The following is a 24,113-nucleotide window of genomic DNA, read 5'->3' as shown; positions in this document are numbered from 1 at the left end:
GGGGAACTGCGCGACGGTGAGCCCGACTCCCGCACGATCCGGCGCCCCGCCCCCCGGCGCCGGGGGGATTTCCAGGGGCGCGGGGAACTGCGCAACCACCAGCTGCCGAGCCGTTAGACAGGCGCCCCCGCCAGACCCCTCGGCAGGCGCACCGCCAGCCCCGCGCCCGCGGCCACGAACCCCGCCGTGACAAGCACGGCAACCCGGTAGGGACCCGCGTCCGAGAAGCCCACCCCATGCCCTCCGATCAGCGCCGCACAGGCGGCGATGCCCACCGCCCCGCCCAGCGTGCGGACGATCTGGAAGAGGCCCATCGCCTGTCCCATGTCCGCGGGGGCGATGCCCTCGAACCCGGCGATCTGGATCGTCAGGACCGCCGTGCCGAGCACGAGCCCCACCGCGAACATCAGCCCCCGCACCGCCCAGGCGTTCTCCGCCACCCCGGGCGCGGCAAGAGCGGCGAAGACGCCCCCGGCGAGAAGCAGCGCCGGGACCGCGAGGCGGCGCGGGCCGAGGCGGGGCAGCAGGCGGTCCACCGCCTGGGACGCCAGCATCAGGCCCAGCGCCTCGGGGAAGACGCTCAGGCCCGCGTCGAGCGCGGAAGCGCCGAGCGCGGCCTGGTAGAGCAGCGGGAAGACGAAGAGGACGCCCATCAGGCCCGCCGCGCTGACCAGGGCGAGCGCCGAGGCCGCTCCGTACACGCGGTCGGCGAGCAGCCGCAGGCGCAAGAGGGGTTCCCGGACGCGGAGTTGGTGGACCACCGTGGCCACCAGCAGCGCCGCGCCCACCACCGCGCTGACCGCCACCGACGGCCGCGACCAGCCCTGCGAGGGGCCGAAGCCCAGCGCGTACGTGAGGAGACCGAGCGCCGGGGTGGCGAGGAGGAAGCCGACGCGGTCGAAGGGGCCCTTCGTCCCCTCGACGTGCTCGCGCAGCGCCACCGCGCCGAGCAGCACGGCCGCCGCGCCGACCGGCACATTCACGAAGAACAGCCAGCGCCAGGAGAGGTGTTCGGTGAGGAAGCCGCCGAGCGGCGGGCCCAACGCGGGCATCAGCGCGGTCGGCACGATCAGCACCTTCGAGAGCCTTACGCGCTCCTCGGGCGGGAAAGCCCGGAAGAGGAGTGTCATGCCGACCGGCGTGAGCAGCCCGCCCGCCAGGCCCTGCACCGCCCTCGCCACCACCAGGGTGGTGAGGTCCGGCGCGAGGCCGCAGACGGCGGACGCCGCCGTGAAGAGGGCCAGCGCGCCGAGGAAGACCCGTTTCGTGCCGAGCCGGTCACCGAGCCAGCCCGCGACCGGCAGGGCGAGGGCCAGCGCCACGAGGAACGCCGTCTCGACCGTGTTCGCCGCCGACACCGGCCGCCCGAAGTCGCCCGCGATGGTGAAGAGGGCCGGGTTGACGATCGTGGAGTCCAGGCCGTTCATGCACATCGCGGCCGTGTAGACGAGGACGACGGCGACCCTGGGGCGTATCCGGGGTCTGACGAGCAGGCCGCCGCTCACCGGCCGGAGACCCAGGCGAGCGCGGACTGGCGCGGGCACGGCCCGTGAACGGCCGCCCAGCCGTCGGGCACCTCGGCGAACAGCGGCCACAGCGAGTGCTCGCCGCGGTCGTTGGCGAGGATCAGGAACTCCCCTTCCGCGTCGAAGGGGTTGGCGGGTGCGTCACTCATGATCGCGGGGTCTCCAGCTCGGTCGGCCGGTCCATCGGGCCCGGTCCATCGGTCAGTCGGGCGGCGACCACGCGGGCGATGTGCGCGATCGGCTCGGGCAGGGTCATGTCCTTGTGCGAGCAGGCGACGTCCGTGTTCGCGATGCGCCCGCCGACGTAGGGGGTCCAGGTCTCGGGCGTGAGCGTGTCGTCGATCGTGTCGACCGTCGCCCGGAAGAAGAGCACGTCGCCGTCGAAGCGGCGGTGGTCGTAGCCCCGTACGAGATGGTTCGTGTTGAGGTAGATGTCGCGCAGCGCCTCGAAGGTGGCGGGGGGAAGGGCCGCGAGGGGGCTGCCCTCGCGGCGCAGGACGCCGATGACGTTCTCGGTGGTCAGGTCAGCGCCCGCGAGACTGTCGGGGCCGTGACCGCCCATCGTGAGCAGTGATTCGAGCGCCTCTGCCTCATCGGACTCGGGCAGCTCGCGGAAGCCCTCCGCCGGGTAGGCGTCGAGGATGGCGAGGAGTTCCACCTCGTGGCCCAGCTCCTGGAGGTGGGTGGCCATGGCGTGCGCGATGATGCCGCCGGTCGACCAGCCGAGGAGGCGGTAGGGGCCGGTGGGCTGCACCTCGCGCAGGCGCGAGACGTAGTGGGCGGCCAGCTCCTCCAGGGTGCCCGGGAGCGGGTCGGCGGCGGTGGCCGCGCCCACGCCCTGCGCCTGGAGGCCGTAGATCGGCACGTCGGCCGGGAGGTGGCGGATCAGGCCCGCGTAGCACCAGCTCAGGCCGCCCGCCGGGTGGACGCAGTGGAGCGGCGCGCGGTCGCCTTCGCGGGCGGGGCGCAGGGGGAGCAGGACGTCCAGCGGGCCGGCCTGCCCGCCGCCGGAGTCGAGGAACGCGTCGAGCCCGGCGGGTGTCGGCGACTGGAAGACCGTACCGATGGACACCTCCGTCCCGAACGCGGCCTGCACACGGCCCGCGAGCCGCACGGCGAGCAGAGAGTGCCCGCCCAGCTCGAAGAAGTTCCCGTCGATCCCGACGGACCCGGCCGCCAGGCCAAGCACCTCCGCGAAGATCGCGCAAAGTTGCTCCTCGCGGGGGGTGCGCGGGGCGCGGCCCGCGGTGGCGGCGGTGGGGCGCTCGGGGGCGGGCAGGGCCTTGCGGTCCAGCTTGCCGTTGCTGGTGAGCGGCAGCCGGTCGAGGAGGACGACGGCGGAGGGGACCATGTGGGCGGGGAGTTCACCGGCCGCGTGCTCGCGCAGTTCGGCGGGGGTCGCGGTCGCGGTCGTGGGCGTGGCAGTGCCGGTGGCCGTCACCGCGTAGCCGACGAGCCGCTTGTCGCCGGGCACGTCCTCGCGTACGACGACGGCCGCGTCCGCGACGGCGGGGTGGGCGGCGAGGACGGCCTCGATCTCGCCGAGTTCGATGCGGAAGCCGCGGATCTTCACCTGGTGGTCGGCGCGCCCGAAGTACTCCAGGGAGCCGTCCGCGCGGCGGCGCGCGAGGTCGCCGGAGCGGTACATGCGGGCGCCGCGCTCGCCGAAGAGGTGCGCGTAGGGGTCGGCGACGAAACGGGTCGCGGTGAGGTCCGGGCGGCCCAGATAGCCGCGGGCCAGCCCCTCACCGGCCACGTACATCTCACCCGTCACACCGGGCGGGCACGGGTTGAGACGGTCGTCGAGGACGTAGACGCGCAGGTCGGGGATGTTCACGCCGATGGTGCTCGACGTGGAGGCGGCGGCGGTCGCGCGGTCCAGCGCGAAGTAGGAGACGTGCACGGTCGTCTCGGTGATGCCGTACATGTTGACGAGGGTGGGGCTGTCGTCGGCGTGCCGCTCGTACCACTCGTCGAGCCGGGCCAGCTCCAGCGCCTCGCCGCCGAACACGACGTACCGCAGGGCGAGTTCGCGGCCGTCGCGGGCCTCGCGGTCGGCGGCGGCGAGCTGGTAGAAGGCGGACGGGGTCTGGTTGAGGACGGTGACCCGCTCGTCGGCGAGGAGCGCGCGGAAGGCGGCCGGGTCGCGGCTGGTCAGATGCGGGACGACGACGAGCCTGCCGCCGAAACCGAGCGCGCCCCACAGCTCCCACACCGAGAAGTCGAACGCGTAGGAGTGGAAGAGCGTCCACACGTCGTGCTCGTCGAAGCGGAACCAGTGGTCGGTCGCGGTGAGCAGCCGCGTCACGTTGTGGTGCGTGACGACGACACCCTTGGGGCGGCCCGTCGAGCCCGAGGTGTAGATGACGTACGCGGGGTCGTCGGGGGTGAGCGGTCGGGTGCGGTCGGACTGGGCGAGGGGGCTCTCGTCGTACGCGGCCGGGGCGTCGCCGTCGACCGCGATCAGCGGCAGCGCGTGCGCCTCGGCGGGCAGCCGGGGCGCGGTCGCGGTGTCGGTGAGGAGGGCGGCGGGGCGGGCGTCGCCGAGCATGTAGGAGAGGCGGTCGGCGGGGTAGTCCGGGTCCAGGGGGAGGTAGGCGGCGCCGGAGAGGGCGACCGCGAGCAGGCCGGTGACCAGGTCGGCGGAGCGGGGCAGGGCGAGCGCGACGATGGCGCCGGGGCCGATGCCGCGGGCGGCGAGGAGACGGGCCAGGCGGTGGGCGCGGGCGGACAGTTCGGCGTAGGTGAGGGTGTGGCCGTCGTGGGAGACGGCGGTGCGGTGCGGGTGTTGGGCGGCGGCGGTCTCGTAGACGTCGGCGAGGGTGGCCGGGGTCGAACTGGTCCTCGGGCCCTGGTCATTGACGGTTACCAGGGCGTGGTGGTGCTCGTCGGCGCCGAGGAGGGGGAGGAGGCCGAGAGGGGTGTCCGGGGTGGCCGCCGCCGCCGTGAGCAGGCGGGTGAGGCGGTCGGCGAGGGCCTGGGCGGTGGTGCGGTCGAAGAGGTCCGTGCGGAATTCGAGGAAGCCGGATATGCCCTGCTCCCCGGCGAGTTCGCCGGCGTTCAGGGTGAGGTCGAACTTGGCGGTGCCCGACGGCACGGCGGTCAGCCGTGCCGTGGTGTCCGGGCCGAGCGCGAACGGCCCGTCCGGGATCGACTGCCAGGCCAGCATCACCTGGAAGAGGGGGTGCCGGGCGAGGGAGCGCGGCGGGTTCAGCTCCTCGACGAGCTGGTCGAAGGGGAGCGCGTCGTGCGCGTACGCGGCGAGCGTCGCGTCCCGCACACGGTCGAGGAGCGTACGGAAGCCGGGGTCGCCGGAGGTGTCCGTGCGCAGCACGACGGTGTTGGTGAAGAACCCGACGAGATCGGCGGTCGCGTCGTCGTCGCGCCCGGCGACGGGCGTGCCGAGCGGGATGTCGGTGCCGCAGCCGTGCCGGGTCAGGAGCGCGGCGAGCCCGGCCTGGACGGTCATGAAGACGGTGGTGCCGGTGGCGGCGGCGAGCTGCTTGAGGGCGCGGTGCGCGGCGGGGCCGAGGGAGAAGGGGACGGTGTCGCCCTCGGACGACGCGACGGGCGGGCGCGGCCGGTCGGTGGGCAGCTCCAACTGGTCGGGGAGACCGGCGAGGGCGTCCTTCCAGTACGCGAGATGGGTGTCGGCGAGCCCGTCCGCGAGGAGTTTCTGCTGGTGGGCGGCGTGGTCGGCGTACTGGAAGGGGAGCGGGGCGAACGCGGGCGCGTGTCCGGCGCCGCGGGCGGTGTAGGCGGTCGCGAGGTCGCGGGAGAGGGGGGTGGTGGAGGCGCCGTCGCCCGCGATGTGGTGGAGGAGCAGGAGGAGGGTGTGGCGGGTGGGGTCCTGCGGGTCGGTGAACAGGGTGGCGCGCAGCGGCGGTTCGGCGGCCAGGTCGAAGCAGTGGCGGACGGCCTCGGGCAGGGCGCCGGGGACGAGCGGCGCGTGGTGCAGGACCGGCTGGGCGAGGGGGTGGTCGGAGGCGAGGACGCGCTGGTGGGGGCGGTCGTCGGGGGCGTTGGCCGCGCCGCTCTCGGGGGCGTTGTCAGTGGTGGGATATACGGTTCTGAGTGTCTCGTGGCGCGCGCTCAGATCGTGCAGGGCGAGCGTCAGCGCGCGGTGGTCGACGGGGCCGTCCAGGGTGAGGACGAGCGGGATGTTGTAGGTGGGGCTCGGGCCTTCGAGGCGGTGCAGGAACCACAGGCGCTGCTGGGCGGGGGAGAGGGGGAGGGTGTCGGTGCGGGGGACGACGGGGACGGAGTCGGCGACGGGAGCGGTTCCTTCGGACGTGATGTCCGAGGTGCGCACAAGTGCGGCCAGGGCGGCGGGAGTCGGCGCCTTGAAGACATCGGCGATACCGACCGAGGCGCCGAACCGCTCACGGATACGGGCGGCGAGGCGCCCCGCGAGCAGCGAGTGACCGCCGAGATCGAAGAAGGTGGCGTCGGGTGACGGCCACCGGGACTCGAGACCGAGGACGTCGGCGAAGAGGCCGCAGAGGACCTCGGTGTGGGGGTCGGCAGGGCTGTCCGCGCCGGGGGTGAGGGCGGGCTCGGGGTCGGGCAGGGCCCGGTGGTCGAGCTTGTCGTTGGCGGTACGCGGCAGCGCGTCGAGGAGCGTGACGGTCGCCGGGACCATGTGCGCGGGCAGGGCCTCGGCGAGGTGGGCGCGGAGGTCGGCCGGGGTGACGGGGGCGCCGGTTGGGGTGCCGCGGCCGGGGGCGTCCTGGGCGCTGGCGGCCTCGCCCGGCGCGTTGGCGGCCCCGCGCGGGACCGCGTAGGCGAGGAGGCGCTTGCCGTGGGGCGTGTCGCGGGCGATCACCGCGGCCTGGGCCACGGCGGGGTGGGTCGCAAGGCGCGCCTGGATCTCGCCCAGTTCGACGCGGAAGCCGCGGATCTTCACCTGGTCGTCGCCGCGCCCCAGGAACTCCAGGGTGCCGTCGTCGCGGCGCCGCACGAGGTCCCCGGTGCGGTACATGCGGCCGCCGGGGTCGCCGTGCAGTGGCCCGAACGGGTCGGCGACGAAGCGCTCGGCGGTCAGGTCCGGGCGCCCGAGATAGCCGCGGGCCAGACACGCCCCGGCGACGTACAGCTCACCGGTGACGCCGGGGGGCGCCGGACGGAGGGAGGAGTCGAGGACGTAGACGCGCGAGGCGCGCACGGGGTGCCCGGTGGTGCTCCCGTCGGGGCCGGGCAGCCAGTAGTAGGCGTCGACCGTCGTCTCGGTCGGCCCGTACAGATTGATCGGTCGCGTCCCGGGCGTGGAAGCGAGCCGCTCCCACAGCGGGCCGGGGACGGCCTCGCCGCCCACGACCACGACGGCGGGCCGGTGCCGGCCCTCGTCGAGCAGGCCCTCGGCGACCAGCGCCTCGGCGTAGGACGGGGTGACGTCGAGGTAGTCGACGCGGTGCTCGTCGACGTACGCGGCGAGCACCGCCGGATCGCGGTACGCGGCGTCGTCGAGGAGATGGAGTTCGTGGCCGTGGACCATCCACAGCACCGGGTCCCAGGACGCGTCGAAGGCGAACGAGGCGCTGTGCGCGACCCGCAGCCGGTCCCGGCCCGTGCGCGCGAGCGCGGGCCCGACGTGGTCCTCGCCGTGCCCGGCGAGGAGGTTGGCGAGCGAGGCGTGGGTGACGAGGACGCCCTTGGGGCGCCCCGTGGAACCGGAGGTGTGGATGACGTAGGCGGGGTCGCCGGGCCGCGGTGAGGCGGCGGGGGCGGACGCGGTGAGGGGGGTCGCGGGGAGGTCGGCGAGCGCGGCCGCCGTGTCCGGGTCGTCGAGCGCCAGTACGGGCAGCTGGTGGTCCGGCAGGGCGGCGAGGGTCGCCCGGGTCCCGATGACGTACGCCGGGCGGGCGTCGGCCAGGACGTCCAGGGTCCGCGCGGCGGGATGGCCGAGGTCGAGCGGCTGGCAGACGCCGCGTGCCTTCAGTACGGCTAGCAGTGCCACGACCGTGCCGGTGCTGCGGGGCAGGGCGAGGGCGACGGGCGTGCCGGGGGCCAGATCGGTGGCGAGGCGGTGGGCGAGCCGGTTCGCCGCCTCGTCCAGCTCGCGGAAGGTCAGCGCGGCGCCACCGCTGCGGACGGCCACGGCGTCGGGGGTGCGGGCGGCCTGCGCGGCGAACGCCTCGGGCAGCGTGTGCTCGGCGGGCGGTTCGGCGCGCCCCGCGGTGGCGGCGCGGATCTCGTCGGGGGTGAGGAGGTCGAGGGTGCCGATGGGGCGGTGCGGGTCGGTCAGGAGGAGGTCGGTGAGGGCGTCCAGGTAGGTGAGCAACGTACGTTCGTGGCGGGCGAGTTCGGTCTCGCCGTACCGTCCGGCGTGGGCGTCCAGGGTGAGGCGGAGGGTGCCGTCGGCGCGGGGCGCGGCGCCGACCGCGAGGTCCTCGACGGGGCCCGCGGCGAGGTTGTGGACGGTGCCGGGCAGGTCCGCGAAGTCGAGGTCGGTCTCGAACGGCTTGATGTTGACCATGGGCCCGGTCAGCGGCTCGCCCGCGGTGCCGAGCGCGAGGTCGCGGCGGAGATCGGCCTGCGGATAGCGCTGGTGGCGGCGGACCGCGCGGATCTCCAGGACGACGCGGCGCAGGAGTTCGGCGCCGGTGTCCCGGGGGCGTACGGCGATGCGCAGCGGCATGACGTTGACGGTCATCGCCGGGGTGCGCAGGGCGGCGGGGCCGCGCCGGTTGGTCAGCGGCAGGCCGAGCACGATCTCCTCGGCGCCGGTGACGCGGTGCAGATGCCCGGCGGTGGCGGCGATGACCACCTCGGCCCAGGTGGCCTTCACGGCCTGCGCGGCCCGGCTGATCCGCTCGAAGGAGCCGTCGGGCAGGTCGGCGGCGCGGCGCCGCGGCAGATCCGGGGCGCCGGGGCGGGCGGCGCGGGTGGCGGGCGTGACGGGAGGGGTGTGCCCGGCGGTGCGCTCGGCCCAGAACGCGCGGTCGGTGGCGTACTGCTCGCCGTCGAGGTAGTGCCGCTCGTCGTCGGTGAGTTCGGCGAGCGGCGCGAACCGGCGCTCGGGGAGGGGCTGTTGGCCGGTGGCGAGTGCGGTGTACAGCTCGGCGACACGGCTGCCGATGAGCTGAAGGGCGTAGGCGTCGACGGCGAAGTGGTGGACGCGCTGGTACCACCAGTGGCGGTCGTCGGTGAGGCGGATCAGGGCCTGGGTGACGAGGCCGTTCGCGCCGTCGGCGGGGCGGGTGAGGTCCACCGGTCTCGCGAGGTCGGCCCGCATCCAGGCCTCGGCGGCCCGCTCAGGGTCGGCCTCGGTGCGCAGGTCCAGGCGGTGGAGGCGGACCGGCGCTGCGGCCGGGGCGACCTCCTGCCAGGGTGTGCCGTCCGCGTCCTCGCCGACTCGCAGCGCCAGGGTCTCGGCCTCGTCCATGGTCCGCCGGAGCGCGGTCTCGAACAGGGCGGTGTCCAGGGGGCCTTGGATCTCCACGCGGTCCGCCGTGTTGAGCGCGGTGCTCTCCGGGGCCAGCTGCTGCGCGTAGAGGATGCCGGCCTGCGCGGTGAGCAGGGGAAGGCGATCAGGGCGCTGATGCATGTGTGTGACGACTCCCGTGAACCTGAACCTGAACCTGAACCTGACGTGACCTGAACGGACCTGCTGGTCTGGGGAGGGGGCCCGCACGCAGGCCCACCAGTACTAACTTAGGTAAGCCTAAGCTATCTTGGCCGCCATGGAGAAGACGACCCCCATGGTGTTCAAGACAGCCCTCCGCAAGGAGATCGAGGCACACCGAGACGACCTGCTCGCCCTCAGCGCCCGCATCCACGCGCACCCCGAGACCGCGTTCGAGGAACACCGCGCCGCCGCCTGGTGCGCCGAACTCCTCGCCGCCCAGGGCTTCGACGTGACCATGCCCGCCTACGGCCTGGACACCGCGATGAGCGCCACCGTCGGCAGCGGACCCGTCACGGTCGCCCTCGTCTGCGAGTACGACGCCCTGCCGGGCCTCGGCCACGCCTGCGGCCACAACCTGATCGCCGCGGCCGGCATCGGAGCGGCCCTCGCCCTGGCCCCGTACGCCGATGAACTGGGGCTCACCGTGCGGGTGCTCGGCACCCCGGCCGAGGAACGCGGCGCGGGCAAGGCCCTGTTGATCGAGGCGGGAGCCTTCGACGGGGTGGACGCGGCGATGATGGTGCACCCCTGCCCGTTCGAGCTGGCCGACTTCCGCTCGTTCGCGCTCGGCACGCTCTCGGTGACGTACAAGGGAAAGTCCGCCCACCCCAGCCTCAACCCGTATGAGGGCCGCAACGCCGCCGACGCCCTGACCGTCGCCCAGGTCGCCCTCGGCCTGCTGCGCCAGCAACTCCCGCCCCAGTGGCGGGTGCACGGCATCACCACCGCCGCGGGCACGGCCCCGAACGCCATACCGGACCGCGCCACGGCCGAGTACGAGATCCGCGCGCTGGCCGCCGAGGACCTGCGCGAACTGCGCGAGCGCGTCGAGAACTGCTTCCGCGCGGGCGCGCTCGCCACCGGCTGCGACGTCACCCTGGAGCGCCCCGAACCGGACTACCTGGACTTTCGCGGCGACCCGGAGCTGATCGCCCTGTGGAAGGCGAACGCCCAGACGCTCGGCCGTGCCGAACCCGTCGAGCGCGAGCCGTTCGCCTGCACCGACATGGGCAACGTCTCGCATCTCGTGCCGTCCATCCACCCCGTCCTGGACATCAGCGGCGGCGCCTGCGGGCCGCACGAGGCCCAGTTCGCGGCGGCCGCCGTCTCGCCGGCCGCCGAGCAGGCGCTGCTCGACGGCGCGCTGGGCATGGCGTGGACGGCGGCGGACCTCGCGCTCGCCCGCCTGGCGGCGGCTACTTCTTCTTGAGCGCCTCGCTGATGTCGTCCATGACCTCGTCGGCGGCGAGCGGGCCGCCGCGGGTCGACCAGACCGAGCCGTCCACGGTCACGACGTGCTTCTTCTTGACCGCGCCGAGGTCCTTGTAGGCGGGCTTCTTCTGGACGTCCTTGAGGGCCTTCTCGCCGTCCGAGGTGAGGGTGGAGAGGAACAGCCAGTCGCCGTCGATCTCGTTGATCTTCTCCAGGCTGAGCGAGGGGGTGTGCGCGTTGCCGTCCTTGTTCTGGTTCTTGGGCCGCTTCAGGCCCATCTCCAGGGCGACGCCGCTGGCGAACTGCTTGCTCTCCATCCAGCTCGGGCCGTCCGGGTTCCAGCGGACGATGGAGACCTCGGCCCCCTTGTTCGCGCCGAGCTTCTCGCCCGCGGCCTTGGCGGCGCTCTCGTGGTCGGCGATGACCTTGTTGGCCTTGGGGAGTTCACCCACGGCGTTGCCGATGCCGCGCAGGGTCAGCTTCCAGTCGTCGGTGGGGGCCATCGTGACGACGGTCGCGGGCGTGATCTCGCGCAGCTGCTTGAGCACCTGCTCGTCCTGCATGTCACCGGCGAGGATCAGGTCGGGCTTTGCCGCGACGACCTTGTCCATGACGGGCTGGAGGAGGTTGCCGACCACGTCGATGCCCTTGACCTTGTCGGCGAGGTAGGCCGGGGGCTTGTCCAGGCCCTGGCCGTTGGTGATGCCGACCGGCTTCACGCCGAGCGCGAGGACGGCGTCCAGGTCCTCCTGGGTGAGCGTCACGATCCGCTTCGGGTGGGCCGGGACCTTCACGGCCGTGCCGGTGGCGTCCTTGATGGTGCGGGTCCCGGCGGAGTCCGAGCCGCCCTTGCCGGACGAGGCCTTGTCGGAGCCGTCGTCCGAGCCGCAGCCCGTCAGGAGCAGCGCCGCCGCGCCGAGAGCGGCGACCGCCTGGGTCGCGCGGCGGGTGGCGGGGGAGAGGGGGCGGCGGGGGACGGTCATCAACAGCTCCGGGATCAAGGGGACATGAAGAAGTGGTCGTCACCGACCGGGGTTTTGGCTAAGGTTAGCCTTACCTTAGGTCGAACTGGCAAGGGGTGAGCCCCTCGAACCCGGAAAGGCGCGTCCTGTGGAACTCCGCGTCGAGCAGCTCACCGCCGGATACGGCGGCGCGCACACCGCCGTCGACGGCGTCGACCTCACGGTCGGATCCGGCCAGGTCGTGGCCATCGTCGGTCCCAACGGCTGCGGCAAGTCCACGCTCCTGCGCTGCATGGCGCGGCTCCACCGGCCCGACGCCGGGCGGGTGTTCGCGGGCGACGCGGACATCTGGCGGCTCAAGCAGCGGGAGACGGCCCACCGCGTCGCCCTGCTCCCGCAGTCGCCGCAGGCCCCCGAGGCGGTGACGGTCGCGGGTCTCGTACGGTACGGGCGCCACCCCCATCAGGGGCTGTTCCGTCAGTGGTCCGCCGAGGACGAGCGGGCGGTGACGCGGGCCCTCGAAGCCACCGGCACGGCCGAACTCGCCGAACGGCGCCTCGACCAGCTCTCCGGCGGGCAGCGGCAGCGGTGCTGGCTCGCGATGGCGCTGGCTCAGGAGACGCCGGTCGTCCTGCTCGACGAGCCGACCAGCGCGCTCGACATCGGCCACGCGGTGGAGGTCCTCGACCTGGTCAGGGAGGTCGCGGCGGAGGGGCGGACCATCGTCATGGTCGTCCACGACCTCGCGGCGGCGGCGCGGTACGCGGATGTCGTCGTCGCCATGCTGGCGGGGCGGGTCGTGGGGGTGGGGGCGCCTCGGGACGTGATCGATGAGGGGCTCGTCATGACGCTTTACGGGATTGAGGCGGAGATCTTGCGGGCCGGGGCGGACGGGGCCCCCGTGGTGGTCCCGCTCGCTCGGGCCGCCGCGCGGGGCTGATTATTCGCCGCTTCGCGGCGGATCTCTCCCACCCACCCACCCGTCTCGCCGCACCGGGAGGTCGGCGTAGGTACCAGGCAGTCCTCCCGGAACCCCGCGCCCGCGCGAGGCCGTGTGCTACCGTGCCATCAGTACGTGTGTACGCCCGGTCATCTCAGGGCGCCCGTGCTGGTTCACTCTCTCCCTCTCGGGATCTGCCAGGCCGTTCCGGGCCTTCTTCTTTCGCCGCTCGCATGGAGCGGTTCTCTTCGCTCGTCGTACGGGGCGTGATCATCGCCGTCCCGCCGGGCCCCCTCATTCGCATGTCCGCGAAAGGACCACCCTCATGACTGCCACCCTGACCGAAGCCCCCACATCAACTCCCCTGACATGCAAGGGAGTTCTCGACATCGCCCGCGACGGGCGCGGATTCCTCCGGAGCGAAGGGTGCCTGCCCGCCTCCGCCGACGTGCAGGTGCCCGCGCCGCTCATCCGCCGACTCGGCCTCCGCGGCGGGGACTTCGTCGACGGGGAGTGCGCCGGGCGGGCCCGCACGCTCACCGGCGTCCACCGGGTCAACGGACGCGTCCCCGAAGGCCTGCACGGACGCCCCCGCTTCGGGGAGCTGACCCCGCTGCACCCCCGCGAGAGGCTCCGCCTGGAGTCCGCGGGCGGCGCCGTCACGGGGCGGCTCGTCGACCTCGTGGCGCCCGTCGGCAAGGGGCAGCGCGGCCTGATCGTCGCACCGCCGAAGACCGGCAAGACCGTACTGCTCCAGCAGATCGCCGCGGCGATCGCCGAGAACCACCCCGAGTGCCACCTCATGGTCGTCCTCCTGGACGAGCGGCCCGAGGAGGTCACCGACATGCTCCGCTCGGTCCGCGGCGAAGTGCTCTCCTCGACCTTCGACAGGCCCGCCAAGCAGCACATCGCGCTCGCCGAACTCGCCGTGGAGCGCGCCAAGCGCCTGGTCGAGGAGGGGCGCGACGTCGTCATGCTCTTCGACTCGCTGACCCGGCTGTGCCGCGCCTACAACAACGCGGCCGCCAGTGGCGGCAAGACCCTCAGCGGCGGCGTCGACGCGGCCGCCATTCAGGGCCCCAAGCGGCTCTTCGGCGCCGCGCGCCTCGCCGAGGAGGGCGGCTCCCTGACGATGCTCGCGACCGTCCTCGTGGAGACCGGATCGCGCGCCGACGACTACTACTTCGAGGAGCTGAAGGGCACGGGGAACATGGAGCTGCGCCTCGACCGCGTCATCGCCGACCGGCGCCTCTTCCCGGCCGTCGACATCACCCCCTCCGGCACGCGCAGGGAGGAACTGCTTCTGACGGGCGACGAGTTGACGGCCGTACGCGGACTGCGGCGCGCCCTGCTCGGCAGGGACAGCCACAGCTCCCTGGAGACGGTGATCGACCGCATCAAGAAGACCCCGAGCAACGCCGCGTTCCTGCGGCAGGTGCAGCAGACGGTCCCCGGGGCCGGGTCGGCCTCCGCGGCGGGGAACGGCGCTACGGCCGCGTGACGTGCACGCGGTAGTCGCCGTCGTCCGTCACTTCCGCCACCGTCACCCGCACGCCCGTCTCACGGTCGGTGAAGGTCTCGCCGGGGCCGTAGGGCGCGTCGGAGAGTTCGGCGTGGACGTTCGGTCTGCGGGTGCAGCCGCCGCTGTCGCCGGCCGAGTCGAAGACCGTGACCGGGCCGTGGCCCGTGTCGACGTCCGCGTCCACGCGGTAGACCAGCACGCCCGGCTTGCAGACCGCCTCGTCGTTGCCGCCGGGGGTACGGGCCTCGATCGCGTACCCCGTCTTCGCGTTCAGCGGGACGAAGGCGAGCTTCGTGCCGCCGGAGCGGGCCAGCGGGGAGAGCACGTGCTCACTGCCGCCGGGCTTCGCCGCGCAGCCGATCTGGTCGTCGTCGAGCCAGCCCAGCTTCCACTTGTGCCAGGCCAGCAGGTCGTTGTTGGCGCCCCAGTCCTCGCTCATGATGTCCCAGTGGCCGACCGCGCCGCCGCCGTCCTGCGTGTACAGGTCGGGCAGGCCGAAGACGTGGCCGTTCTCGTGGGGCAGGACGCGGTAGCCCGTCTCGTGGTAGCTGCCCGAGCCGTCGTCCTGACGGCTGTAGACGAAGGACGCGTTGGCGACGGGCACGCCGTCCGCGACCGGCGCCTCGTGGTTGCCCGCGAAGGTCACCGAGAGGACCGTGTCGAGCGCGGAGGGCCCCGCGTTCGGGGTGACCAGGACGTTCACGAGGTCGTAAGCGCGGAAGTCCACGTCCGGGTCGGCGGCCTCCACGATGTCCTCGACCAGCTCCCGGTAGCCCGGATCGAAGGGGGCGCCGCGCTCTATCCCGTACTCCGCGAAGGACTTGGGCATCCGCAGCCAGTCCGGGACGGGGGATTCGGGGCGGTAGTCCAGGCGCCCGTACGAGCTGGTCCTGAACCACTTCGAGGTCTGCGGGAAGAACTCCGCGAGCCGGTCCATCGCGCTGCCCTCGCCGGGCGCGTCCGAGAAGTCGACCATGAGGTTCAGGGCGCGGACGGTGCCGGTGGAGCGGGAGTAGCCGGGCGGGGTGGGCATGCCTTCCGACATCTGTACGCCCATCGTGCCGCTGATCATGCACGGCCCGAGTGTGCTGCCGCGGGCCATCGACACGGGGCCCGCCGCGCTGGGGGAGTCCTCCATCAGGCGTCCGGTGCTCGCCGAGGTGGTGACCGCGAGGGCGAGGACCGTGACCGAGGCGAGGGCGACACCGCGGCGGGCGGGGCGTATCCGCCGCCGGATCGGCTGCTGCATACGTGGCCCTTCCGCTCCGCGGCAGCCGCCTGACCTGGCTGCACCCTGTCCGATCACCCTGTGCCGGGGGGTACGCGGGCGCTCGCTGGGTGCGACCGATCGTGTGCTTCCCGCCGAAACAGGTGTGACTCAGGTCACATGGAATGAGGGCGGGGGCGGGAAATATCCGGGGAGTCCTTCCCCGTTTAGACCTGTGTTCGCGCGAAACGGGGACTGACTCCCCGCATCGCCGGACAACCGTCGTCGATCAGAGGAGAAGCCGTGGACACCGCCACCGCCCCGCAGCGCCGGGCCGCCCGCCCGCGGGCCGACGCCCTGCGCAACCGGGAGCGGATCGTCGCCGCCGCACGCGAGATGTTCGTGGAGTACGGACCCGACGTACCCCTCGACGAGGTCGCGCGCCGCGCGGGCGTCGGCAACGCCACGGTCTACCGCCACTTCGCCGACCGCGACGAGCTGGTGCGCCAGGTCGTCCGCTACGTCACCGGCCGCGTCGCGGACCTCGCCGAGCAGGGCATCGCCACGGCGGACGCCGACAAGGACGCCGCCTTCACGGCGCTGCGCACCTTCGTGCACGCCGCGGCCGACGAGCGGATCGGCGCCCTGTGCCCGATGCTGCAGTCCGGCTTCGACCCCGACCACCCCGACCTGATCGACGCCCGGGAGCGCATGGAGCGCTCCATCGAAGGCCTCGTGGAGCGGGCCCGCGCGGCCGGGCAGCTGCGCACCGACATCGCCCTCGGTGACCTGATGATCGCCCTCTCCCAGCTCGGGCGGCCCCTGCCGGGCACGCCCTGCCCGAACATGGACCGCTTCGTCCACCGCCATCTGCAGCTGTTCCTCGACGGCCTGATGGCGCCCGCACGCTCCGAACTTCCGGGGGAGGCGGCGACTCTGGAAGACCTCCGGCAGCGCTGACCCCACCCCTTACACACGTACGCATTCACTTGTTCACGTTTCGCATCTTCCGTACCGCTAGGTGGCCACTTCCATGTCAGAAGCAGATCCGAGGCGCTGGAAAGCCCTCGTCTTCATCGCCCTCGCCCAGCTGATGGTCGTCCTCGACGCGACCATCGTGAACATCGCGCTGCCCTCCGCCCAGGAGGACCTCGGCATATCCGACGGCAACCGCCAGTGGGTCATCACGGCCTACGCGCTCGCCTTCGGCGGCCTGCTGCTCTTCGGCGGCCGCATCGCCGACCTGTGGGGCCGCAAGCGCACCTTCGTGACCGGCCTCATCGGCTTCGCCGTGGCCTCCGCCCTCGGCGGCGCCGCGACCGGCGAGGCCATGATGCTCGGCGCCCGCGCACTCCAGGGCGTCTTCGGCGCACTGCTCGCGCCCGCCGCGCTCTCCCTGCTCGCGGTGATGTTCACCGACGCCAAGGAGCGCGCCAAGGCCTTCGGCATCTACGGCGCGATCGCCGGTGGCGGCGGCGCCGTCGGCCTGATCCTCGGCGGCTTCCTCACCGAGTACCTGAACTGGCGCTGGACGTTCTTCGTCAACATCCCCTTCGCGGTGATCGCCGCCCTGGGCGCCTACTTCGTCATCCGTGAGCCGGCCGGCACCCGCAACCGCTCGCCGCTCGACATCCCCGGCGTGGTCCTCTCCACTCTCGGCCTGGTCACGCTCGTCTACGGCTTCACCCGCGCCGAGTCCGAGGGCTGGTCGGACTCCGTGACCATCGGCGCCTTCGTCGCCTCGGTCGTGCTGCTCGCCGCGTTCGTCCTCACCGAGGCCAAGGTCAAGTCGCCGCTGCTCCCGCTGCGCGTCCTGACCGAGCGCAACCGCGGTGGCGTCTACCTCTCGCTGGGCCTCGCCATCATCGCGATGTTCGGCCTGTTCCTGTTCCTCACGTACTACCTGCAGATCGTCAAGGGCTACTCGCCGGTCAAGACCGGCTTCGCCTTCCTGCCGATGATCGTCGGCATGATCGTGGGCTCCACGCAGCTCGGCGCCCGCCTGATGACCCGCGTCCCGCCGCGGCTGCTGATGGCCCCGGGCTTCCTGCTCGCCGCGCTCGGCATGCTGCTCCTGACCCAGCTGGAGATCGGCACCTCGTACGCCGGTCTGATCCTGCCCGCGCAGCTGATGCTGGGCCTCGGCATGGGTACGGCGTTCATGCCCGCCATGTCGCTGTCCACGCACGGCGTCGAGGCCCGTGACGCCGGTGTCGCCTCCGCGATGGTCAACACCTCGCAGCAGGTCGGCGGCGCCATCGGCACGGCCCTCCTGAACACCATCGCCGCCTCCGCGACCTCCGCGTACCTCGTGGACCACGTGGCCGAGGGCGGCAACCTGAAGCTCGTCCAGGCGCAGGCCATGGTCGAGGGCTACACCAGCGCCATCTGGTGGGCGGTCGGCATCCTGGCGCTCGCCGCGCTGATCGCGGCGACGTTCATCAACACCGGCCACCAGGGCGGCCCCGGGGCCTCCGGCGACGCGGACTCGGAGGGCACCGAGGGCGAGGTCAAGATCCCGGTGATGGCCCACTGACCCCGTCCGGCACAGTTTCCTTCCCGTCCGGCACGGTTTCCTAGCGGAGCCAGGGGAGGTCGGCACCGGCCTCCTGCGGCTGAAGTCCCTCGGCGACGATCGTCATGATCTCGCCGAGGGACTTCTGCTGTTCGGGGGTGAGCCGGTCGAAGAGCGCCTGGCGTACGGCGGTGACGTGGCCGGGCGCGGTCCTGCGAAGCACCTCGAACCCCTCGTCGGTGAGGATCGCGAGCTGGCCGCGCTTGTCCGAGGGGCACTCCTCGCGGCGCACCCAGCCGCTCTTCTCCAGGCGCGCGATCGCGTGCGAGAGCCGGGAGCGGGTGATCTTCACGGTCTTGGCCAGCTCGGTCATCCGAAGGCGCCGCCGTGGGGCGTCGGAGAGCTGGACCAGGAGCCCGTAGTACATGTGCGGCATGCCCGCGTCGCGCTGGAGCTGGCGGTCGAGGTAGTCGTCGAGGAGCGTGGTCGCCTGGAGGTAGGCCCGCCAGACGCGCTGCTCGTCGCTGTCCAGCCAGCGAGGTTCGCCGTTCCGGGAGGGGGTGGGTGCCGTATCCATGTACCTACTGTACGAGCCGCTTCCTTGAACCTTTAACGAAGCGCACGGCCAGTGGAGGCGCCCCGAGGAGGCGCCCCGAAGGGGCGCGGGGAACTGCGCGACCAGCCACAACTAACCTGCGGATTCAGCGGAGCGGCTCGTTGAGTTCAACCGCACGCACGGCCGCAGCCAGAGCCCCCTCATCGCCCACATCCAAGGCCGTATCGGCCAGCTTGATCACATGCTCATCCCCGTGAGCGAGCGCCAGCTCAACAACCTCCCCCGCCGAGAAGGCCCCCCGCACCTCATACGCCACCGGCGAGGAAGCCGCGTACATGGCCGTCACCGCCGCCGACGCGGTCCACGCGGCGCGAAGGCTAGGCACCCACAACTCGCGAGGGCAGCACGGCCAGAGCCCGCAGCACCGCGTTCGGCGCCGTCGCCGCGTGCACGAGCATGATCTCGTCGCCATGGCCATGCGTGGCATACCGATGCGTGGCCGCCCGCACCAGCTCGGTCAGCCTGCGCCGCGCCTCCTCGGGGCCGTCCACGGACGCCGCCCACGCCGGCAGCGCCCGCACGCGCGCGAGCCGCGCGGGAAAGCCGCCCTCCGCCCGGTCCTCGATGGGCACCACCGCCTCCAGCGCGCTCGCCGCGCTCTCGGCGCCTGCCGCGCTCTCGGCGCCCGGCAGCGTGGCGAGGCCGGTGAGGGGGCGGTGCCGGGCGGCCCAGTAGCCGAGGCCGTGCGCGAGTTCGGCGAGGCGGGGCGCGCTGGCCTCGTCCTGCTCCAGGGCGCGCACGGCGTGGCCCACCCGGATCACCGGGTGCGTCGAACCCCCGTACATCCCGGGCAGCAGCACCGGCCACCACGCGGCGAGCACCTCCCGCCAGGGGCGTGCCTCGATTTCCCGGAGAAAGTACGCGATCCAGTCCCCGGCCCGGCGCGGATCGCCGAGCGCGGCCCGCCGCTCGGCATCGGCCTCGGTGCCCGCACCGGTGAGCGGGGCGGCGGAGGCGGGAAACTCCTCCAGCTTCGGGGCGTAGAGATCGAGCCATCGGTGCACCGCCCCCGACTGCCCGCGCGCGGCGAGCGCCTCGACGGCCATGGGCGCGTGATTGGTGAGGCGTCCCTGGCGCTCGGGCCCGTAGCCGTGCAGCCGCGTCAGTGCCTCGTCCAGAATGCCTGTGGTGTCGGTCATGCCGGGACCGTAGGCCCCTGATCGACTCGTCCGTAACGGTCGCGCGCCCTAGGCCGGGGGCCCCGCGCCCTAGGTCCGCGGGCCGAGGGCGCGCTCGTACCAGGCGACGTCCCAGTACCGCCCGAACTTCCTGCCCACTTCCTCGTACGTCCCCACGTGCCGGAAGCCGAAGCGCTCGTGGAGCCGGACCGAGGCCTCGTTCGGCTGGGCGATCCCGGCGTAGGCGCGGTGCAGGTCCTCGCCCTCCAGGGCGTCGAGGAGCGCCTTGTAGAGCAGCGTGCCGATGCCGCGCCCGGCGGCGTCCGGCGCGCAGTACACACTGACCTCCACCGAGGTGGAGTAGGCGGGCCGCGCGCGGAAAGGGCTACTGGTGGCGTACCCGAGCAGCCGGCCCGGGCAGGTGTCGGAATCCCGTTCCTGGGCAACCAAGAGGCGGTAGGGGCCGTCTTTGGGGTGGGAGAGCAGCCAAGGGCGTCGCTCTTCCGGCAGGAAGGTGAGGGTGTCGAAGGTGATGGCTGTCTCACGGACGTAGTGGTTGTAGAGGTCGGTGAGGGCTTCGAGATCCGTCTCGACCCCCGGCCTGACCTGCACCTCAGTACCGCCTGTCACTGGCTGGCCTCCCCACGTGGCGGCACAGGGTACTGCACCGTCAGGAAAAAAGATGCGCGGCTTGGGAATTCTGTCCGGATTCCAGTCGTTGTTTCCATCGGATGCAGGGCACTCGAGGGTGTGCCATCCGCCACAGAGGCCCCACAAAGGGCCGACCAGGAATCCACATCGCAAGGGAGCACGCATGGCAACCCGTGCCGTCGCCCGTCGTAAGTCCGCCTCCGGTGGGACCGACGCGGCACGCAGTGTTCGCGCCGTAGGCGGGGAGATCGCCGACCGCGACCTGGTCGGCATGTACCTCGACGAGATCGCGCGTACGCCGCTGCTCGACGCCGCCAAGGAAGTGGAGCTGTCCCAGATCATCGAAGCGGGTGTGTACGCCCGCAAGATCCTGGACGCCGAGGTCGAGGACAGCAAGGTCACCGCCGACCGCGAGGAGCTGGAAGCCCTCGTCGCCGACGGCGAGCGGGCCAAGGACGTCTTCATCCGCTCGAACCTCCGGCTCGTGGTCGCGGTCGCCCGCCGCTATCCGCGCAGCGGCCTGCCGCTGCTCGACCTGATCCAGGAGGGGAACGCGGGCCTGGTGCGCGCGGTCGAGAAGTTCGACTACGCCAAGGGTTTCAAGTTCTCCACGTACGCCACGTGGTGGATCCGCCAGGCCATCACGCGCTCGATAGCCGACCAGTCCCGCACCATCCGCCTCCCCGTCCACCTGGTGGAGGAGCTGGGCCGGATCCGCCGCGTGCAGCGCGAGTTCAACCGCGAGCACGGCCGCGATCCGGAGCCCGCGGAGGTCGCCGCTGAGCTGTCCTCGACGCCCGAGCGCGTCATCGACGTCCTGGACTGGGCCCGCGACCCCGTCTCGCTGAACATGGGCGTGGACGACCAGGGCGACACCCAGTTCGGTGACCTCCTGGAGGACACCTCCGCCGTCTCGCCCGAGCAGTCCGTCCTGTCGCTGCTGCGCAGCGAGGAGCTCGACGGCCTGCTGGGCCGCCTCGACCAGCGCACGGCGTCCATCATCAAGATGCGGTACGGCATCGACGACGGCCGCGAGCGGACGCTGACGGAGGTCGGCAAGGAGCATGGCCTCACCCGCGAGCGGATCCGGCAGATCGAGAAGCATGCGTTGCTGGAGCTGAAGAAGTTGGCTCGGGATACGGGGTTCGACGCGGTGGCCTAGGCGGCCGGCCTTGGGCGGGGTTTCCCGGGCTCGGGGGCTTTCTTCGCGCTCCGCGCGGTGTTTTCCCACCCACCCGCCCGTTACCCCGCGCTGTCTCGCGTTGCGGCGGGGTGGGCGCGGTGCGTCGCGCTGTTCCGCGTTGGGTGGGGGGGATGGGTGCCCCGCGCTGTCCTGCGTTGCCCCGGGGTGGGTGCGCCGCGTTGCCCCGTTACGCCGGGGGTCAGTACCGCGTGCTGCCCCGCGTAGCCCCGGGTGGGTGCCCTTCTGGCGTTGCCCCGGGGGCGGGCGGCGCCCCGTGTGCTCGTTAGTCGGCGTCTCCCGTCGATCGGGTCAGGCGTTGGGCCAGTTCTCTGAGGCAGGTCACCAGCTCCGGCGGGCCGTGGGCCGTGAAGTCGCAGTCCGTCAGGGCCAGGCGGACCGCCAGCCATTCGATGGAGTCCGTCGCCGTGCCGCGCAGGCGGCAGTGGTCGGCGTCCACCGGCTCGACGGTGCCGAGCGCCGAAGGCAGCCGCGCCACGACGAACTCGGCCGGCGCCGCGAACGTCACGTCGATCTCGTACGACTCCTGCCCCCGCCACACCGACTGCCGGATGAACTCGGCCGCGTCCCCCTTCGGCAGCTCCCGCGGCGCGAACCGCGCCCCGGTGGCGAACGGCTCGGCCACCCGGTCGACGCGGAAGGTCCGCCAGTCCTCGCGGTCGATGTCGTACGCCACGAGGTACCACCGCCGCCCCGTCGACACCAGGCGGTACGGCTCGGTCAGCCGCCGCGTCCGTGTGCCGTCCCCCGCGCGGTAGGAGAACCGCAGCCGCTCGTGCCCCGCCGCGGCCGACGCCATCACGGTCAGCGTCTCCGGCGCGATGCTCGCCCCGTCCCCGCTGGTCAGCGGCATCGTCGCGGTCTGCAACGCGGAGACCCGGTGGCGCAGCCTGGCCGGCAGGACCTGCTCCAATTTGGCGAGCGCCCGCACCGACGCCTCCTCCACGCCCTCCACCGCGTGCCCCGCACCGGCCCGCAGCCCGACCGCGATCGCCACGGCCTCCTCGTCGTCGAGGACGAGCGGCGGCATGGCCTTCCCGGCGACCAGGCGGTAGCCGCCGAGGGCGCCCTGCGACGCCTGCACCGGGTAGCCCAGGTCCCGCAGCCGGTCCACATCGCGCCGCACGGTCCGCCGGCTCACCCCGAGCCGCTCGGAGAGTTCGCTGCCGGGCCACTCGCGGGGCGTCTGGAGGAGCGAGAGCAGTTGCAGCAGCCGGATGGGGGTCTGGGCGCCCGTGGCCCCCGTCACGCGCGCGCCACCCTTGCCATCGTTTCCGTCGTCTTTCTCGTCGCCGCCGTCTCTGTCGTCTTCATGAGACTCAGCATGCGCGGTAAATAGGAACTCTTATGACCTATATGGCTCCTAACCTTCCGGCATGAGTTCTTCCACCACCACCCTCCGCAAAGCCAGGCCGGAAACGGACCGGCGACGATGGTTCGCCCTGGCCATCGTGATGACCGCCGCCTTCATGGATTTGGTCGACGTCACGATCGTCAACATCGCGATCCCGTCGATCCAGCAGGACTCCGGCGCCACGTACAGCCAGATCCAGTGGATCACCGCGGGTTACGCGCTCGCCTTCGCCGCCGGGCTCATCACGGGCGGGCGGCTCGGTGACATCCACGGCCGCAAGCGGCTCTTCCTGATAGGGATGACCGGCTTCACCGTCGCCTCCGCGCTCTGCGGGTTCGCCGCCAACCCGGAGATGCTGGTCGCCTCGCGCATCCTCCAGGGCGGCACCGCCGCGCTGATGGTCCCGCAGGTGCTCTCGATCGTGCACGCCACCTTCCCCGCCCACGAGCGCGGCAAGGTCTTCGGGCTCTTCGGCATGGTCGTCGGCCTCGGCGCGGTCTCCGGACCGCTGCTGGGCGCGCTGCTCACCGAGTGGAACCTCTTCGGCCTGGAGTGGCGGCCGATCTTCCTCATCAACCTGCCGGTCGGCGTCGCCGGGATCGTCCTCGGCCGGAAGTTCATCACCGAGTCCAAGGCCCCGAGGGCCCTCAAGCTCGACCTCGTCGGCGTCGCCCTGGTCACGGCCGGGATGCTGATGCTGGTCTACCCCCTCACCCGCGGCCGTGAGCTGGGCTGGCCCGTGTGGGGCCACGTCATGATGGCCGGTTCGCTCGTCGTCTTCGGCGCCTTCGTCGCGTACGAGAAGTGGAAGACCGCGAAGGACGGCTCGCCGCTCGTGGAGCTGTCGCTGTTCAAGGTGAAGAGCTTCGCCGCGGGCATCGCCGTGCAGACCGTCTTCGGCCTCGTGGTGGGTGTCTTCTTCCTCGTCTGGACCCTGTACATGCAGTACGGCCTCGGCTGGTCGCCGCTGCGTGCGGGCCTGACCGGGGTGCCGTTCTCGATCGCCGTCTCGGTGGCGGCCGGCATGTCGGTGCAGAAGCTGGTGCCCCGCTTCGGGCGCAAGGTGCTTCAGACGGGCGCCCTGACCATGGCCGCGGGCCTGCTGGTCTACATCTGGGAGGCGGACCGGTACGGCGCCGGCATCGAGCCCTGGCAGATGGCGCTTCCGCTGGTGGTGATGGGCGTGGGCATGGGCCTGATCGTGGCGCCGCTGACGGACGCGATCCTCTCGGACGTCCCGAGGGAACACGCCGGTTCGGCGTCCGGGCTCATCAACACCGTGCAGCAGATGGGCACCGCGCTCGGCCTCGGCCTGGTCTCGGTGGTCTTCTTCGGAGTGATCGACGAACACGTCGCGCCGAGCCGGCTCCCCGCGGAGTACGTGGCCGGTTTCCAGAACGCGCTGTGGTGGGTGGCGGGCGTACTCGTGGCCATCTTCCTGATCATGTTCGCCCTGCCGAAGAGGCCGAGGCAGCACGTGGAGGGTGGAGCGGGCGACGACGAGGCCCTCGCGCCGAAGGCGGAAGCCCCGGAGCGCGAGCCCGCATTGATCCCCTGAGCGACCCGGCGCGGGGGGCGCCCCGTCAGGGGCGCGGGGAACTGCGCGCCCAGCCGCAACGAGCCCGCAGATAAGCCCTCCCCCCCGGGCCGGGAAGCCCGTTC

15 protein-coding genes and 1 pseudogene are annotated in these 24,113 nt (G+C 72.6%); 7 read left to right on the top strand and 9 right to left on the bottom strand.

Annotation, left to right across the window (positions count from 1 at the left end):
- Positions 1 to 113: 113 nt before the first annotated feature.
- From DMA15_RS15445 to DMA15_RS15435, 3 genes are read right to left on the bottom strand one after another with little or no spacing between them, the layout of a single operon-like run.
- Positions 114 to 1,505 carry a DHA2 family efflux MFS transporter permease subunit gene (locus tag DMA15_RS15445; RefSeq protein WP_125513328.1) on the bottom strand — a complete coding sequence of 464 codons (1,392 nt, stop codon included), beginning with the start codon at positions 1,503 to 1,505 and terminating at the stop codon, positions 114 to 116.
- Positions 1,502 to 1,675 (bottom strand): MbtH family protein, encoded by a 174-nt coding sequence (locus DMA15_RS15440; protein WP_125513327.1) that lies wholly within the window; start codon positions 1,673 to 1,675, stop codon positions 1,502 to 1,504. Before DMA15_RS15440 ends, DMA15_RS15445 begins: the two co-directional genes overlap by 4 nt.
- Entirely contained in the window at positions 1,672 to 9,072 is a 7,401-nt protein-coding gene (locus DMA15_RS15435) for a non-ribosomal peptide synthetase (protein ID WP_125513326.1), read from the bottom strand. Before DMA15_RS15435 ends, DMA15_RS15440 begins: the two co-directional genes overlap by 4 nt.
- A gap of 154 nt (positions 9,073 to 9,226) precedes the next feature.
- On the opposite strand from DMA15_RS15435, the gene DMA15_RS15430 reads away from it, so the two are divergent.
- Entirely contained in the window at positions 9,227 to 10,363 is a 1,137-nt protein-coding gene (locus tag DMA15_RS15430; RefSeq protein WP_240660214.1) for a M20 family metallopeptidase, read from the top strand.
- On the opposite strand, the gene DMA15_RS15425 is transcribed toward DMA15_RS15430, so the two are convergent.
- Entirely contained in the window at positions 10,350 to 11,348 is a 999-nt protein-coding gene (locus DMA15_RS15425) for an iron-siderophore ABC transporter substrate-binding protein (RefSeq protein WP_125513324.1), read from the bottom strand. The genes DMA15_RS15430 and DMA15_RS15425 overlap by 14 nt on opposite strands.
- A 127-nt stretch (positions 11,349 to 11,475) precedes the next feature.
- On the opposite strand from DMA15_RS15425, the gene DMA15_RS15420 reads away from it, so the two are divergent.
- Positions 11,476 to 12,267 (top strand): ABC transporter ATP-binding protein, encoded by a 792-nt coding sequence (locus DMA15_RS15420; RefSeq protein ID WP_125513323.1) that lies wholly within the window; start codon positions 11,476 to 11,478, stop codon positions 12,265 to 12,267.
- Between the two features lie 325 nt (positions 12,268 to 12,592).
- A complete protein-coding gene (rho, locus tag DMA15_RS15415; protein WP_125513322.1) occupies positions 12,593 to 13,768 on the top strand; it encodes a transcription termination factor Rho in 1,176 nt (391 codons plus the stop codon).
- On the opposite strand, the gene DMA15_RS15410 is transcribed toward rho, so the two are convergent.
- A complete protein-coding gene (locus tag DMA15_RS15410; RefSeq protein ID WP_125513321.1) occupies positions 13,755 to 15,038 on the bottom strand; it encodes a M6 family metalloprotease domain-containing protein in 1,284 nt (427 codons plus the stop codon). The genes rho and DMA15_RS15410 overlap by 14 nt on opposite strands.
- A gap of 261 nt (positions 15,039 to 15,299) precedes the next feature.
- On the opposite strand from DMA15_RS15410, the gene DMA15_RS15405 reads away from it, so the two are divergent.
- Positions 15,300 to 15,956, top strand: coding sequence for a TetR/AcrR family transcriptional regulator (locus DMA15_RS15405; RefSeq protein ID WP_125513320.1), 657 nt, complete (start codon positions 15,300 to 15,302; stop codon positions 15,954 to 15,956).
- A 73-nt stretch (positions 15,957 to 16,029) separates the two neighbouring features.
- Positions 16,030 to 17,532 (top strand): MFS transporter, encoded by a 1,503-nt coding sequence (locus DMA15_RS15400; RefSeq protein WP_125513319.1) that lies wholly within the window; start codon positions 16,030 to 16,032, stop codon positions 17,530 to 17,532.
- Positions 17,533 to 17,572: 40 nt separating this feature from the next.
- On the opposite strand, the gene DMA15_RS15395 is transcribed toward DMA15_RS15400, so the two are convergent.
- From DMA15_RS15395 to DMA15_RS15385, 3 genes and pseudogenes are all read right to left on the bottom strand, one after another.
- Entirely contained in the window at positions 17,573 to 18,088 is a 516-nt protein-coding gene (locus DMA15_RS15395) for a MarR family transcriptional regulator (RefSeq protein ID WP_125513318.1), read from the bottom strand.
- Between the two features lie 124 nt (positions 18,089 to 18,212).
- A pseudogene (locus DMA15_RS15390) lies at positions 18,213 to 19,266 on the bottom strand (questin oxidase family protein).
- Positions 19,267 to 19,335: 69 nt separating this feature from the next.
- Positions 19,336 to 19,857: a GNAT family N-acetyltransferase gene (locus DMA15_RS15385; protein WP_125517803.1), complete on the bottom strand. Its 522-nt coding sequence runs from the start codon at positions 19,855 to 19,857 to the stop codon at positions 19,336 to 19,338.
- 202 nt (positions 19,858 to 20,059) lie between these two features.
- Between DMA15_RS15385 and DMA15_RS15380 the strand changes: the two genes are divergently transcribed.
- On the top strand, positions 20,060 to 21,058 hold the full coding sequence (locus DMA15_RS15380; protein ID WP_125513317.1) for a sigma-70 family RNA polymerase sigma factor: 999 nt from the start codon (positions 20,060 to 20,062) through the stop codon (positions 21,056 to 21,058).
- 304 nt (positions 21,059 to 21,362) lie between these two features.
- Here DMA15_RS15380 and DMA15_RS15375 read toward each other — a convergent pair whose 3' ends face one another.
- Positions 21,363 to 22,346 (bottom strand): WYL domain-containing protein, encoded by a 984-nt coding sequence (locus DMA15_RS15375; RefSeq protein WP_125513316.1) that lies wholly within the window; start codon positions 22,344 to 22,346, stop codon positions 21,363 to 21,365.
- 127 nt (positions 22,347 to 22,473) lie between these two features.
- Between DMA15_RS15375 and DMA15_RS15370 the strand changes: the two genes are divergently transcribed.
- Positions 22,474 to 24,009 (top strand): MFS transporter, encoded by a 1,536-nt coding sequence (locus tag DMA15_RS15370; RefSeq protein ID WP_125513315.1) that lies wholly within the window; start codon positions 22,474 to 22,476, stop codon positions 24,007 to 24,009.
- The last annotated feature ends 104 nt before the right edge of the window (positions 24,010 to 24,113 follow it).

The organism is Streptomyces sp. WAC 01529 (assembly GCF_003945545.1).
Taxonomy (GTDB): Bacteria; Actinomycetota; Actinomycetes; order Streptomycetales; family Streptomycetaceae; genus Streptomyces; species Streptomyces anatolicus.
Note: the sequence above shows the minus strand (reverse complement) of the source record. Positions and strands in the feature narration are given on the sequence as shown.